This window comes from Kitasatospora sp. NPDC048239 (assembly GCF_043202015.1).
GTDB lineage: Bacteria > Actinomycetota > Actinomycetes > Streptomycetales > Streptomycetaceae > Kitasatospora.
This window is the reverse complement of the sequence record NZ_JBICZP010000007.1, coordinates 339431-353125: the sequence shown is the minus strand read 5'-3', so window position 1 is coordinate 353125 and position 13695 is coordinate 339431. Positions and strand designations below refer to the sequence as shown.

The 13695-nt window shown below is 72.6% G+C and carries 16 protein-coding genes; 7 read left to right on the top strand and 9 right to left on the bottom strand.

Annotated elements, in window-relative coordinates; genetic code table 11:
• The first annotated feature begins 24 nt into the window (after positions 1 to 24).
• Positions 25 to 372, top strand: coding sequence for a hypothetical protein (locus tag ACGFZP_RS21900; protein ID WP_392935436.1), 348 nt, complete (start codon positions 25 to 27; stop codon positions 370 to 372).
• Between the two features lie 4 nt (positions 373 to 376).
• Positions 377 to 1219 (top strand): alpha/beta fold hydrolase, encoded by an 843-nt coding sequence (locus tag ACGFZP_RS21895; RefSeq protein WP_392935434.1) that lies wholly within the window; start codon positions 377 to 379, stop codon positions 1217 to 1219.
• 149 nt (positions 1220 to 1368) lie between these two features.
• Here ACGFZP_RS21895 and ACGFZP_RS21890 read toward each other — a convergent pair whose 3' ends face one another.
• Together ACGFZP_RS21890 and ACGFZP_RS21885 are read right to left on the bottom strand one after the other, a co-directional pair.
• A complete protein-coding gene (locus ACGFZP_RS21890) occupies positions 1369 to 2970 on the bottom strand; it encodes a hypothetical protein (protein WP_392935431.1) in 1602 nt (533 codons plus the stop codon).
• Between the two features lie 766 nt (positions 2971 to 3736).
• On the bottom strand, positions 3737 to 4210 hold the full coding sequence (locus ACGFZP_RS21885; RefSeq protein WP_392935428.1) for a DIP1984 family protein: 474 nt from the start codon (positions 4208 to 4210) through the stop codon (positions 3737 to 3739).
• A 166-nt stretch (positions 4211 to 4376) separates the two neighbouring features.
• On the opposite strand from ACGFZP_RS21885, the gene ACGFZP_RS21880 reads away from it, so the two are divergent.
• On the top strand, positions 4377 to 4985 hold the full coding sequence (locus tag ACGFZP_RS21880; RefSeq protein WP_392935425.1) for a DJ-1/PfpI family protein: 609 nt from the start codon (positions 4377 to 4379) through the stop codon (positions 4983 to 4985).
• Between the two features lie 67 nt (positions 4986 to 5052).
• Here the strand turns inward: ACGFZP_RS21880 and ACGFZP_RS21875 are convergent, their stop codons facing one another.
• Positions 5053 to 5601: a hypothetical protein gene (locus tag ACGFZP_RS21875; RefSeq protein WP_392935422.1), complete on the bottom strand. Its 549-nt coding sequence runs from the start codon at positions 5599 to 5601 to the stop codon at positions 5053 to 5055.
• A gap of 247 nt (positions 5602 to 5848) precedes the next feature.
• On the opposite strand from ACGFZP_RS21875, the gene ACGFZP_RS21870 reads away from it, so the two are divergent.
• Together ACGFZP_RS21870 and ACGFZP_RS21865 are read left to right on the top strand one after the other, a co-directional pair.
• Positions 5849 to 6127, top strand: a complete 279-nt coding sequence (locus tag ACGFZP_RS21870; protein WP_392935419.1) for a hypothetical protein — start codon at positions 5849 to 5851, stop codon at positions 6125 to 6127.
• A 192-nt stretch (positions 6128 to 6319) separates the two neighbouring features.
• On the top strand, positions 6320 to 7099 hold the full coding sequence (locus ACGFZP_RS21865; protein WP_392935557.1) for an SDR family NAD(P)-dependent oxidoreductase: 780 nt from the start codon (positions 6320 to 6322) through the stop codon (positions 7097 to 7099).
• 186 nt (positions 7100 to 7285) lie between these two features.
• Here the strand turns inward: ACGFZP_RS21865 and ACGFZP_RS21860 are convergent, their stop codons facing one another.
• The 4 genes from ACGFZP_RS21860 to ACGFZP_RS21845 all read right to left on the bottom strand — a co-directional run bounded on the left by ACGFZP_RS21860 (position 7286) and on the right by ACGFZP_RS21845 (position 10721).
• Entirely contained in the window at positions 7286 to 7633 is a 348-nt protein-coding gene (locus tag ACGFZP_RS21860) for a DoxX family protein (protein ID WP_392935416.1), read from the bottom strand.
• A 364-nt stretch (positions 7634 to 7997) separates the two neighbouring features.
• Positions 7998 to 8774 carry a hypothetical protein gene (locus ACGFZP_RS21855; protein WP_392935413.1) on the bottom strand — a complete coding sequence of 259 codons (777 nt, stop codon included), beginning with the start codon at positions 8772 to 8774 and terminating at the stop codon, positions 7998 to 8000.
• Positions 8775 to 9028: 254 nt separating this feature from the next.
• A complete protein-coding gene (locus tag ACGFZP_RS21850) occupies positions 9029 to 10009 on the bottom strand; it encodes a zinc-binding dehydrogenase (protein WP_392935410.1) in 981 nt (326 codons plus the stop codon).
• 127 nt (positions 10010 to 10136) lie between these two features.
• A complete protein-coding gene (locus tag ACGFZP_RS21845) occupies positions 10137 to 10721 on the bottom strand; it encodes a TetR/AcrR family transcriptional regulator (protein WP_392935408.1) in 585 nt (194 codons plus the stop codon).
• A gap of 508 nt (positions 10722 to 11229) precedes the next feature.
• On the opposite strand from ACGFZP_RS21845, the gene ACGFZP_RS21840 reads away from it, so the two are divergent.
• Complete coding sequence (locus ACGFZP_RS21840) at positions 11230 to 11664, top strand: helix-turn-helix domain-containing protein (RefSeq protein WP_392935405.1); 435 nt, start codon at positions 11230 to 11232, stop codon at positions 11662 to 11664.
• A 60-nt stretch (positions 11665 to 11724) separates the two neighbouring features.
• On the opposite strand, the gene ACGFZP_RS21835 is transcribed toward ACGFZP_RS21840, so the two are convergent.
• A complete protein-coding gene (locus tag ACGFZP_RS21835) occupies positions 11725 to 12327 on the bottom strand; it encodes a ClpP family protease (RefSeq protein WP_392935403.1) in 603 nt (200 codons plus the stop codon).
• 1 nt (position 12328) lies between these two features.
• The gene (locus ACGFZP_RS21830; RefSeq protein ID WP_392935400.1) at positions 12329 to 12967 is read right to left on the bottom strand and encodes an ATP-dependent Clp protease proteolytic subunit; all 639 of its coding nucleotides are present in this window, start codon (positions 12965 to 12967) and stop codon (positions 12329 to 12331) included.
• Positions 12968 to 13383: 416 nt separating this feature from the next.
• Here ACGFZP_RS21830 and ACGFZP_RS21825 point away from each other — a divergent pair, with 416 nt between their 5' ends.
• The gene (locus ACGFZP_RS21825; protein ID WP_392935397.1) at positions 13384 to 13695 is read left to right on the top strand and encodes a WXG100 family type VII secretion target; all 312 of its coding nucleotides are present in this window, start codon (positions 13384 to 13386) and stop codon (positions 13693 to 13695) included.

The following is a 13695-nucleotide window of genomic DNA, read 5'->3' as shown; positions in this document are numbered from 1 at the left end:
GGCCAACTCATCGGGAGTACAGACATGGGACTCATCCACATCGAGATGTTCGCGACCCTCGGCCTCGTCGGGCAGGCACCCGGCGGACCGGACGAGGACCCGGCGGGGTTCCCGTACGGCGGCTGGCAGGCACCCCTGCTGCGCGAGAGGCTCTTCGACCGCCTCGACCTGTGGGTGCACCCGATCGTCCTCGGCGTCGGCAAGAAGGTGTTCGACGGCGGCGCCGTCCCCACGAACCTCGCCCTCCTCGAACCGCCGGCGGCCGGTCCGGAGGGCACCGTCTACCTGCGCTACGCCCGCACCGACGGCACCCCCGCGACGGGCGACATGAGCGCACCCGACCGCGGCCTCGGACACGACGACGCCCGGTGATCCGATGACCACTGTCAACGCCAATGAGATCTCCTTGGGCATCGAGTCGTTCGGTGACGACGACGCGCCGCTCGTCCTGCTCGCGGGCGGGACGACGATGCTCTCCTGGCCCGACGCGCTGTGCGAGCGCCTCGCCGCCGGCGGTCGCCGTGTGGTGCGCTACGACCTGCGCGACAGCGGGGAGTCGACGACGGCGGATCCGCAGGCACCCGCCTACACCCTGCGCGGCCTCGCCGCCGACGCCGCGGCCCTTGCCGACGCGCTCGGCGGGGCGCCTGCGCACCTCGCGGGGATCGGGGTCGGCGGGATGGTCGCCCAGGTGGCCGTGCTCGACCATCCGGGCGCCTTCTCCGCGCTCACCCTGGTCGGCACCCGCGCGGTTGCCCCCGGCCCGCCCGACGACGACCTCCCCGACCACGACCAGGCGACGATGGGCCGGCTGTTCGCGCGTCCGATGCCCGATTGGGCCGACCGCGAGGCGGTCGCGCGGTTCGCCGCCGCCGGCGCGGAGATCCTCGGCGACGACCCCGTCGCCGCGCACGCGAGCGCTGCGCGCATCTGGGACCGCACCCCCGGCACCGCGCCCCCGGTCCAGATGGCCAACCAGATGCGCATGGTGTTCTCCAGGCTCGACTGCAGCCCCCGCTGGCGCGAGCGGCTGCCCGAGATCGAGGCCCCCACGCTCGTCGTCCACGGCCGCCGCGACCGGTTCTTCCCCGTCGGCAACGGCGAGGCGATCGCGCGCGAGATCCCCCGGGCACGGCTGCTCGTCCTCGAGGAGGCCGCCACCGCGATCCCCCACGCGGCGGTCGGCGAGATCACCGAGGCGATGCTCGCGCTCGGGTAGGGCCTGTCCGGCTGGACGACGGGCGCCGCGCGGTGCCGGCCCTGCGCTACCCCGCCCTGCGCTGCCCCGCCCTGCTGTGGCTGCTCCTGCAGACGGCCCGCCCCCGCCGGAGCCGTGCTCCGGCGGGGGCGGGCGTCACGCCGTGGCCGTCAGCTGTCCGCGCGCAGCGCTCCGTGGACCCGCAGGTCGCCCTGGATCGCCACCATGCCGTCGTTGACGTGCATGAGCTGCTGGCCCTTGTTGCGGACCGACAGGCACCCGTTGGCATTCACCTTCCCGAGGAACACCGAGTCCCCGTCGACGTGCAGGTCGCCCTTGGCGTTCACCCGCCCCTCGAGCTCCGACGCCCCGTGGACGGTCAGGCCGCCGTTCAGGGTGAGGCGTTCCTCGACCTGGGCCCGGCGGGTGACCAGGTCGTTCAGGTCCGCCTTGTCCGCTGCGACGGTCCCCCACTGGCGGTCTCCGGCGCCTTGGAACACGTTCAGCCCGGCAGCGGGGAATTCGATCCAGCCGTCGTCGGCTGTGCGCCCCTGCACCCACTTGGTGTTGATGCCGTTGAGGTCGGCCTTGTCCGCCGCGACGGTGCCCCACTCCTGGCCGCCGTCCTTGCGGACGTTGATCCCGGACCGCGGGAACTCCAGCCAGCCGCTGGCGCTGTTGCGGTCGCCGACCCACTTGGTGTTGACACCGAGGACGTCCAACCGGTCGGCGGTGACCACACCGAGGTCCCGGTTCGGACCGTGGAAGACGTCGACGCCGCTGTCGGGGAAGTCGATCCACCCCGAGGCCGGGGTCCGCCCCTTCACCGACCCCGTCCTCACATCCTGCACGTCCGCGGTGGCGGCCGTGACCGTCCCCGGGGCCTGGTTCTGGTCGTCGACCGTCACGCCGTCCGGTGTGAAGGTGACCCGGCCCCTGTCCGACGCCCCCTCGATCCACGGGGTGCGCGTCCCGCTCTCGAACTCGGGGACGAGCGCGTGCACGGTGGTGGTGAGGAAGTACCCGTGCTGCGCCTGCCCGCCGACGTTCGTCCCGGCGATCAGCGTGTACGTGGTGCCGCGCTTCGGGGCGGGGACGGGGGTGGCACCGGGGGCGGGCCAGGTGTAGGGCTGGTCGACCACCGCGGGCCCCGGCCCCGCCTGGGCGACGTGCTCCGACGTGCCGTCCGGAAAGCGGATCCAGTAGTCGAGGTTGCTGGGCCCGTTCCACTCCAGCTTGACCTGCTCGCCCGCGTCCACGTCCAGCCGGGTGCGCGCCGGGCGGAAGTCGCGCGGGACCTTCGGAACGTTCTTGAGCAGCCCGAGCGTGACCACGCGGGATTCGTCGGCCTTGGGCTGGAGGAAGGGGTGGGCCTTCTCGTGGATCTTCAGGAGGGCCAGTCCCGCCGCCGCGGAAACGGTGATGTTCTCCAGTTTCAGGACTATGGAGTCACCGGGATCCACGTTGAGGGACATCCGCGGCTGCAGCGTCAGCTGGAACGCGCTCTTTGCCCCGTCCCAGTCGAACGTCATCGGCGGGTCGGGGAATTGGGGGTGGATCTCGAAACCCCTCTCGACCCGCTCGGGGTAGGGGGTCAGGTCGCCGGGGCCGTCGCCGACGGGCACCTTCACTTCGAGGGCGTGCAGGCCCACGGGGTCCGTGCCGGCGTTGGAGACGACCACGTACACCGCCCCCACGGACGGCGCCCCGTACTGCGACGCCTGAAGCGATGTCGGATCGGTGACGATGTCGTAGTGCAGCAAGGATGGCACGGTGAGGACTCCCTACCTCGGCGTTTCACACGATGCGGGCACAGGACGCGCGGTGGAGGATCGGTGTTCGCAGGCGCTGGGTCGACGCGGTGACGGGTTCGGCGCGGTGACGGGTTCGGGCGGGAAGCTGCGAGGTCCGGGAGGGCGCAAGGTCCGGGGAGAGGCGCACGTCGCCTGCGGCCGTCGAAGCCGCCCATGGCCGGCCGTCACGAACCCGCCCCCCGGGGGTTGTTGCCAGCAGACCTCTCGACAGTACGTTCCGCCCGGCGGCCCGGGCATCGCGATTGCGGCCGGCTGGCCCGAACCGCCCCCTGTCTGGCCGGAACCGCGGCCGGACGGGAGGCGGGGCAGCGCGCCGGGCGCGGCGCAGGCGTCGGCCTTCTCCGCGGCGGCCGGCGGGTCCGGGAGCGCGGTCTGCTGGACTACGGAGGACGGCGGTACGACATCGCGCAGAGATCAATCAGTGGCTGACCCTGATGGCGCCTCCTGAGCGGATGCGGGGTGGAGTGGGTGCGAGGGCCGTGCTGTGCACGGCCCTCGCACCGGGTGTGGGGCGCCCCGCTCCCGCCCTCGTCGTCCGGATCTGCACATGGTGGTGAGCTGTGCGGTGTGCGCTGTCACCTGTACGCGGTGCTGAGCTGCACTGTTGGTGGGGAATCGAACCCCTGCGTTGCTCTTCACGCGCCAGGAGCCGGATTGACCGCCGGCCCTCGGTGTGTGCACGCCTCCGTGACGACTACCTGCTTCCCACACCCTGCTTGTGGGGTCAGTCCTCGATCAGGTCGATCTCCCAGTTGGTGCGCTGGACCAGGGTGTCCACCTCGCGGATCTCCTTGGCCAGGGCGTCCGCCCGGGCGCGGAGCTCGGCGACCGGCAGGGCGGAGAGGATCCTGAGCTCGGACCGCAGCTGGCGTACGGCTCCGCGCTGGTCACGCCCGGAGGCGGCGTCGGCGGCCGCGGTGGTCACCGAGTGGCGCAGCCGCAGGACGTCCCGGCGGGCGAGGGCGTCGGTGAGGGTGCCGCCGCCCTCGATGAGCACGGTGGAGTTGGTCCGGTTGATCTGGCGGATCAGCCGCTCCAGCTCGTCCAGCACCTCTCCGGCCTGGGCCAGGACCTCCGCCGCGTTCTCCGCCGGTTCCTCGCCCTCCTGGTAGCGGGCGCTGCCGACGACGCGCGCCCGCAACTGCTCCACCTGCCGCACCGCAGCCGCGCGCTGCGCGAGCGCCTCAGCCAGTTTCACCGCGTCATCACCCCTACGTCCCACTGATCGTCCGGAAAGTATGCACGCCGGTGCCTGCGGCGCGGTTCGCGGGGCGGGGCGGCCTGCGGGCCCCGGTGGGGCCCGTGACCCGGGCTGGGCGCGCCTGGGAGGATTGTTGTCCGGACGTCATACTCGGGGAGTTGCGATGCAGGTAGCCGTGGTCACCTTCGACGGGTTCAACGAGCTCGACAGCTTCATCGCCTCGGCGCTGGTCAACCGGTGCCGCAAGGACGGCCTGGAGGCCTTCATCACGACGCCCGCGCCCGTGGTCACGTCGATGAACGGTGTCGAGGTGACCGGGCAGCGGCCGATGGGGTTCGTCGCCGAGGCCGATGTCGTGCTGATCGGCAGCGGGGTGAGGACGCGCGACGTGGTCGCCGACGACCGGATGCTCGCGATGCTGCCGCTGGATCCGTCGCGGCAGCTGATCGGTTCGCAGTGCTCCGGTGCGCTGGTGCTCGCGCGGCTCGGGCTGCTGGACGGGATGCCGGCCTGCGCGGACCTGACGAGCAGGCCCTATGTCGAGGCCTGCGGCGTCACCGTGCTGGACGCGCCGTTCCACGCCGAGGGGAACATCGCCACCGCGGGCGGCTGCCTGGCGTCGCAGTACCTCGCCGCGTGGGTGATCACCCGCACGCTCGGGGAGGACGCCGCGCGCGGCGCCATCGGCTACGCGGCTCCGGTCGGCGAGACCCGGGAGACCGTCGCGCGCGTGATGGGCGCCGTCCGCGCAGGCGAGGTCGCGCTGCGCTGAGGACAGCCCTCCGGGTACCCCGCGGGCGGCAGCGGCGGGCCGGGGCTCGGGCATGGCCGCGGCCGGGTCAGGAGCCGCCGAGGTGGCGGGACTCCATGTACACCGTCTGCTCCGCCTGTCCCCGGTCCTGGTCCGCCACCACGCTGAAGCGGCTCCCGGTGGAGGTCGTGAAGTCGACGAAGAGGTCGTAGGTCACGGCCTTGTCGAAGGACCAGCCGAAGTCCCGGGTCACCGTGTCGGAGTCGAACCCGGTCCCGGTCCCCTGCCCGGGGGTCCAGTGGACCGGGCGGGCGAGGTCGACGGAGTGTGCGGAGAGGAAGCGGCCCACGCAGTCCCTCGGAGCCCGGAAGCTCAGGTTGAGGTCCTGAGCGGGGTACTTCGAGCTCCCGGAGAACCCGACGCCCTTCAGGTCGCAGGCCGGCAGGTCCAGCCCGAACGCCTTAGCGACCCCTTCGAGGGTCTGCCCCTTCGGGGTGCCCGGGTACGCCCTCGGATCCGGGTCCGCAGCCGTGCAGCCGGATGCCAGGGCGACGGCGGCGACCACGTGCACGGCCACCGCGGCCGCGCGTCCCGGCCGGCCGGGGCCGCAGCGTCCAACCGTGTTCCGTACTCGCATGGCCGTCCTCTCCCTAGTGGGGACCGTCCCGCGGGGAAGGCCTCGCGGGACGGTATCCGATCCGGATCGGGTGATCAACAGCGGCGGTGCGGAGGGGGTCGGCGGAGCGGCGGCCCCACCGAGCAGGTCTACCTGCACCCCAACGGCGACGGCACCCAGACCGTGGGCTGGAAACTGCGGACCACCCTGCGCGAACAGTTCGACCACACCCACTACCCCCCTCGACCGGCAGGTCATCTGGGCGACGATGTGGGCCAAGGCCCCCGGCACCGTGATGCTCGTCGTCGCCGTCCAGCACAGCTCCCTGCGCTCCACCACCGGCTCCGCCGGCGTCGTCTACGCCGAGTACTTCTACTTCATCCTCTACCTGGTGATCGCCCTGGTCGCCCTCAACGTCGTCGAGTACACCTCCACCCGGCGCCTGCGCCTCCTCGACCGGAACGGCAACATGGCCGCCCGGCTGCTCTACTGGCCCGTCGTCACCGTCCTGCTCCTCACCACCACCGTCGCCGTCTTCCTCCTGTGACCCGGCCGGGGCCGGTCACGACCGGCCCCCGCGCCGACGGTCATCGGCCCTCCCGGGGCGGGACGGGGGCCCGGCGGCGGGCAGTGCGTCCACCGGGCGCGGTCTACCGGTCGGCGAGGGTGGTCTGGGACGATCCGGCCATGGGGCTCGGGCCACGGATCCGGCCGGGGCCGTAGGAGGGGAGAGGTGACCGTGGGGGAACTGGACGGCAGGACGGCACTGGTGACGGGCGGCTCGCGCGGGATCGGGCGGGCGATCGCCCTGCGGCTCGCCGCCGAGGGGGCGCTGGTCGCGGTCCACTACGGGGGCAACGGCGCGGCCGCCGCGGAGACGGTGGCGCTGATCGCCGAGGCCGGCGGGCGGGCGTTCGCGGTGCAGGCCGGGTTCGGCGAGAGCGGTGCGGTGGACCGGTTGTTCGAGGGGCTCACCGCCGGGCTGGCGGACCACGGCGCGGACGGCCTGGACATCCTGGTGAACAACGCGGGCATCCACTCGGTCGGCTCGATCGGGCAGCTCACCGAGAAGGAGTTCGAGCGGCTTCTGGCGGTCAACGTGAGCACGCCGCTCTTCGTGGTGCAGCGGGCGCTGCCGCTGCTGCGGGACGGCGGGCGGATCGTCAACGTGGGATCGGCGGCCACCCGGATCGCGAACCCCGTCCAGATCGGCTACACCGTCACCAAGGCGGCGCTGGCCGCCCTCGGCCCGTCGCTCGCCAACGAGTTGGGACGGCGCGGGATCACCGTGAACACGGTCGAACCCGGGGTGGTGCTGACCGACATGACGGCCGGGTGGACCGGCGTTCCCGAGGCGATGGCGGGACTTGAGTCGATCACCGCGCTCGGCCGGATCGGCGAGCCGGGGGACGTCGCGGATGTGGTGGGCTTCCTGGCGGGCCCGCAGGGCCGCTGGGTGACCGGTCAGACCATCGACGTCTCCGGCGGCACCTACCTCGGCCCGATCGCGGGCGGGTGATCCGCCGCCCCGGGGCCGGTGCCGGGGCGGTCCTGCGTCGGTCGCGGTGCCGTCGTCCGCATCCGGGCGGTTCCCCGCCGGGCCGGGTGGTCTCCGACGGGGATGCGCGGGCAGCGGGCGACGAGTCGCCAGGAGGAACTCCCGGGTGCGGCCCGGCCGTCGGACGGCCTCCGCGGATCGGCCCGGTCAGGCGGTGAGGCCGAGGGCGAGGGTGACCGCGACGGGGGCGAGGTACAGGAGCGGGAAGGGCGTGGTCTTGTACGAGCGGGCCCGCACGTTGGTGATCACGGCGCCGAGGAAGTAGAGGATCAGGCCGACCGCGGCGGCGACGCCGATCGCCGGCACGGCAAGGCCGACCAGCAGGCCCGCGGCACCGGCGAGCTTGGCCAGGGCGAGCGGGGTCCACCACGAGCGGGGCACGCCGTACTCCACCAGCGGCTGGGTGACGAACTCCGCGCGGCGCGCCAGGGACACGCCGGAGAAGCCGACCCACACGGCACTGACGACGGCGAGGACGACATAGGCGACGGACATGGTGGTACTCCGGTTTCGGGTGATGGGAAGGCGGACCGAAAGGGCTCCGACCGCTTGGTTGGTCTTGCTCGGACACTTCACTGACCCGCCGCCCGCCCCGGATGTGACAACGCGGCCGAAGAGGTTTCCGCCGGCCGTTGCGGACCGGGGGTTGGGCGTTGCGGACGGACCGCCGGATGGCGGGCCGGGCGCAGCGGGACGGTCGGGCTCCCGGATCCGCCCCGGCGCCTGGCCGGGTCGGCGCAGGTCCGCCGGGGCCCCTGCCGTGTCCGGGCAGGGGGGTCGCGGCGCGGTAGGGAGCAGGGCTCCTAGCTCGGGCTTTGAGCCGGTGGCGGCAGTGGCGGGCCGGTGGTGGTCCGGTCCGTCAGGGCCGGTCACCGGTAGGGCCGTTGGTGGGGTGGAGTCTGGGCCTGCCGCCGCCCGGGTGGGAGCGGCGCAGGGTGGCGGTGGGCATCACCCGGCAGGTGAAGACCAGGTGGACGATGATGACGATCACGGCGGGAATGGCGCCGACCAGGACCATGAAGGCCGGCATGAGGTTGGCGAGGACGGCGAGGGCGGGACGGGCGTCCAGCCCCCGCACCGCCCATGGCGCCACCATGAGCAGCGCGATGACGACGGGTCCGCCTATCACCAGGGCTGCCAGGCCGATGAGTCCGAGCGCGTCCTGTAGTGGGGAGTCCGGTGTCCAGGTGTCGTCGAAGGCCGCGATGAAGGCCGACGAGACCAGGACGAGGAACAGGATGAGCGGGGCCAGGAAGTAGGCGGTGTAGTACACCACGGCGTGTCCGAACCAGCACAGGGCTGCCCGCCGGTGATCGGCCCAGGCACGGGCGCCGATCGCGAACGGGAGGAGCAGGAGCGGCAGTACGGACAGGAGGAACATCGCCGGGTCCCCGCCGGGGTAGCCGTCGGACAGCTCGAACACCGTCAGGTAGGCCGCGGGCAGCAGGACCAGCAGGGCGACGGTGAAGGAGTGGACGGTGTCGCAGCAGATACCGCTCCCCCTCCCCCTGCCCGGCTGCGGCCGACGCCGCCCGGTGCCGCCGCCTGCCGTCACCGGGGGTGCGGCGAACGCTCCCCCGGCTGGTCCTGCGCCTGCTGCGGCCGCCCCAGGCCAGACGTGCTGAACCATGCCCATGCCCCCCTCCACGAGATTGAACGCGTTCAAAATATGGTGCGGCGGTCCCCCCGGTCAATCCCGTTGTCGGTGGGCCCACCTGACGCCGCCTCGGCCCGGCGGTCCGGTCCGGGAGGGGCGGGTGGAACCCGCCGCCGGTCCGGCGCCCGGCAGCGGCGCGGAGCAGCCGGAACCGCAGACCCTCGTGCGGTGTCCGACCGCTCCCGGTCGCGGCCGCTTGTCGTCCGCCGTCGGCGGCGAAGCCGGGCGGGGCCTCAGCCGACGGTGACGGTCATCTTGCCCAGCGCCTCGCCCGATTCCATGACCCGGTGGGCCTCGACGATCTCGTCGAAGCGGAACACCCGGACCGGCCCTGCCCGGAGGGCCCCTGATTCGACCTTGGCGTAGATCGCGTCCAGGGGGACGTCGGCGAGCGGGAACTCCGGGCCGCCCAGGACGAACGCGCTACCGAAGAAGCTGAGTTGAACGCCGGTGGGGAGATCGGCGATCGGGTCGAAGCCGCGTACCGGCTCGAAGCCCCCGAGGAAGCCGAGTTGGCAGACCCGTCCACGGGGGCCGACCGTGGCCAGGGAGTCGCGCAGGGCGCTGTTGCCGATGAGGTCGAACACCGCGTCGACCGGGGTCGCGCGCCTGTCGACCTGTGCGGCGAGGCGGCCGTCGTCGATGAGCACGTCCTCGGCGCCGAGGCCTTTCAGGAGCGGAGCGTGCGCGGGGTTCCGGGTGGTCGCGAGGACCCTCGCGCCGTGGTCGACGGCGAGGTTGACGGCGGCCTGGCCAAGGGAGGAGGTCGCTCCGCGCACCAGGACCCGTTCGCCGGCCTGCAGGTTCAGGTTGCCGAACAGCCCGTACCACGCCGTCGCATAGACCTCGGGGACGGCCGCCAACTCGGCCCATCCCAGGGAGGAGTTCACCACGGCCACGTTGGCGGCCGGCACGGTGACCAGCTCGGCGTAACTGCCGTTGCGGGTACGGCCCATGCCGCCGAGGATCGCCACGACCCGGGCCCCGGGGGCGAGTCGGCCCGAGGGGTCGGCCTCGACCACGCCGGCGCACTCGATCCCGGGGACGGCCGCGACCTCGCCCCAGGCCCCCGCGCGCATGTACGCCTCCGCGTGGTTGAGGCCGAAGGCCTTGACCCGGATCAGCACCTCCCCCTGCGCGGGCACGGGATCGGGCAGGTCGGTGAGGTGCAGGACCTCGGGAGCGCCGTAGGTGGAGATGACAATGGCCTGCATGGGCGGATCCATTCTTGAATAGTGATTCAACTATTGGTCCGGAAAGTGGGCCACCGCATGCGGTGGCCCACGGGGTCGAGCAGGTCGAGCAGGTCCAACGGGTAGTGCAGGTGGTGCGGGTCGAACGTCAGGCGAGCACGGCGAAGGCGTTGTCGACGATGGCGCGCAGCACCGTCGCGTCGGGGTTCGCCTTCCCCACGACCATCAGCCCCTGGCAGGTCGCGACCAGCACCTTGGCGCTGCCGGACGGGTCCACCGAGGCGCGCACCCGACCCGCGTCGCGGGCGTTGCGCAGGGCCGTGGTCATGCACTGCTCGAGGCGGGCGAGGTGCCCGCGGACGACGGCGGCGGCCTCGTCGTCCTCGGCCGCGTTCTCGATCGCCGTGTTCACCAGCAGGCACCCCTGCCGGCCCTCCGGGCTGAGCAGGTCGTGCACCAGGCCGTCGAAGTACCCGCGGAGCGCGTCCAGCGAGGCGCCGGGCGCCGCCAGCTCGCCCAGCTTCCGGGGAACGACCAGCTCGGCGTACCGCTCCAGCGACTTCAGGAACAGCGCGTGCTTGCCGCCGGGGAACACACTGTAGAGGCTGCCCGGCTTCACCCCCGTCGCCTTGACGAGGTCCTCGACCGACGTGGCCCGATAGCCCCGCAGCCAGAAGCGCAGCATGACCTGGTCCACCACGGCGTCGGGCTCGAACTCTCGGGGTCGGGGCATGGCGAAAAAATACATGAGCGACCATTCAAAAACAAGCGTGCGGCCGCCGGCCCCCGGACATCGCCCCCTCCGCAGCGCCCCTGGCGGTCGGCCGCGCCGAGAACGGGCGCCGCACACCCCGGAGGGGTAGCGTTCGCCACCATGATCGACGACTGGCGGATCACCGGCCACCGCAAGATCATCCCACCGCCTTCGGCCGCGCGCCTCAACCAGCGGCCACGGGACAGCCCTTGGGCCCGGGCCGCCCCGGCGCGGCCGACGGGTCAGGAGTAGACGACGTCGCCGCCGAGCTGCGGCCGGAAGGATGTCATGAAGGAGACGATACGAACGCGCCGGGCCCCTGTCCGCATGTTCGCGACATCCGGTCGCGCCCGAACGGCGATCGTGCGGGTGACGCGCGGTTCGGCCGGTCGGGCCGGCCGGCGGGCCTGCGGTTCGTCCGCGCGGCTTCACTCAGGGCAGAACGACGCTCCCTTCCCCCGGCGCCCCGGGTGCCTAGTCTGAAGGGGTGAGCACTCATGCCCCGAACGAAGCCCGCGTCATCCCCTTGCGCCCGCAGGCCTCGCCGCCCGCGTCCGGTGGAACGGCCCGCACCCCCCAGCGACCGGCAGGCGCCCCGCAGCCGACCGCGCCGAAGGAACCCCTGTGGCGCGACGTCGTCGGCGACGTGCTGCGGCGCGAGCGGCTCGCCCAGGAGCGCACGCTGCAGGACGTCGCGCAGTCGGCCCGGATCTCGATGCCGTACCTGTCGGAGCTGGAGCGCGGACGCAAGGAGGCCTCCTCCGAGGTGCTCGCGGCCGCCGCCCGGGCCCTCGGGCTCGGCCTCGGCGACCTGCTCTCGCTCGCCCAGGGCGAGCTGGCCCGGCACACCCCGAGCCGGGTGATCGGCCGGGGCCGCTCGGCGCCCACGGCGCGGTACGACGGCCTCTGCCTGGTCGCCTGACCGCACCGGCGACCGGGTCGGGGTTCGAGTCGAACTCCCGGCCCGGTCCGCCCCGCGGGCTCAGTCGAACGCGAGCCGTCGGCTCAGCACCTCGTCGGCGATCCCGTAGGCGACGGCCTCCTCGGCGGTGAGCACCTTGTCCCGGTCCATGTCCGCACGCAGCGTCGCCGTGTCGTGCCGCGTGTGCCGGGACAGGACCTCCTCCACCTGCGAGCGGATGCGGACCATCTCCTTCGCCGCGAGGCTGAGGTCGGAGACCGTCCCCTGCCGGCCGCCGCTGGCCGGCTGGCCGAGCAGCACCCGCGCGTGCTGCAGCACGAACCGCCGCCCGGGATCCCCGCCGGCCAGCAGCACCGCCGCCGTGGAGGCCGCCTGGCCGACGCAGAACGTGGCGATCGGGGACTGCACGAACGTCATCGCGTCGTAGATCGCCATGAGCGAAGTGAACGACCCGCCGGGCGAGTTGAGGTAGATCGAGATCTCGCGCTCCGGGCTCTCCGACTCCAGGTGCAGGAGTTGGGCGATGACCACGTTGGCGACCCCGTCGTCGATCTCGGTGCCGAGGAAGATGATCCGCTCGTTCAGCAGCCGGCTGAAGACGTCGTAGGACCGCTCGCCCTGCGCGGTCCGCTCGATGACGTAGGGAACCGTGTACGAGCCCATGTCACAACCCCATCCGTCGGCGCGACGAGGCCGGGCGGATGTCGGCGACCGACTCCACCACCCGGTCCACGATCCCGTACTCCCTGGCCTGCTCGGCCGTGAACCAGCGGTCCCGGTCGCCGTCCCGCGCGATCGTCTCCACGCTCTGCCCGGTGTGCTCGGCGGTGATCCGCTCGATGGACTCCTTGGTGTACTGGAGGTTCTCCGCCTGGATCTCGATGTCCGCGGTGGTGCCGCCGATGCCCGCCGAGGGCTGGTGCATCATGATCCGCGCATTCGGCAGCGCGAACCGCTTGCCGGGCGCGCCAACGGCGAGCAGGAACTGGCCCATGCTGGCGGCGAAGCCCATCGCCAGCGTCGAGACGTCGTTCGGGATGAGCCGCATGGTGTCGTAGATGGCGAGACCGGCGGTGACCGAGCCGCCGGGGCTGTTGATGTACAGGCTGATGTCGGTGCGCGGGTCCTCCGCCGACAGCAGCAGCAGCTGCGCGCACACCCGGTTGGCCGACACGTCGTCGACCTGCGTGCCGAGCAGGACGATCCGCTGGGCGAGCAGCTGCGCCGCGAGGTGGTCGTCGAATCGGCTGGGCGGTGTGTCGCCCTCCGCCGCACGGGGCGGGGGCGTGGTGAGTGGAGCCATCGGATCTCCTTGTCGGGGCGGGGTTGCCTCGACTCCACTCTTGACCGGGGAAGGCCCCCTGATGCGCTTTCTCTGCCCGCCGCAGATTCGCCACGGGCAGAGGTGACGCCCCGGGACCGGCCGACACCACGGCGACCCTGGTGAACCGTCAGGAATCGGGCACCGACCGGCGGCTACGGCCGCGAGGACCAGGTGTCGGATAAAGGGCCCACACCGCGCGGGGCGGGGCACGTCCTGGTCCTGGACGAATTACCCGGGCAAAGCCTGGATGGCCGTTCACGATCGATTTGTGCCCGCCTCGCGAGGGTGTCGTGACAGGGCAGGCAGGGCGGCCGTAGCGGGGCCGTACCGCCTGCACGCTGCGGTTATGCTGTGCGGCGGCCTTGACGGGCCGTGAGTGAAACGGGGGCAGGAATTTGACTGGCAGTACGGGGACGGGCTTCACCGCCCATCCGGGGAAGCTGGATTCGGCGGCGGACAAGCTGACCGCCGCGGGAAACGATGTGGGGACGATCCGCGACACCCTGGGCAGGCTGAGCATGTCCGGCGAGGACACCTTCGGGCCGTACGGGGCGCCGGACGCGGCGAAGGCCTTCTGGACGGCCTGGCAGGACGAGTTGGGCGTCAACACCGACGCGCTGCACGACCTCGGCGACAAGGTCAGGACGACCGCCGCCAACTACGCGGGCGTGGACGGCAACGTCTCCCAGCACCTTCAGGTGCGGTGA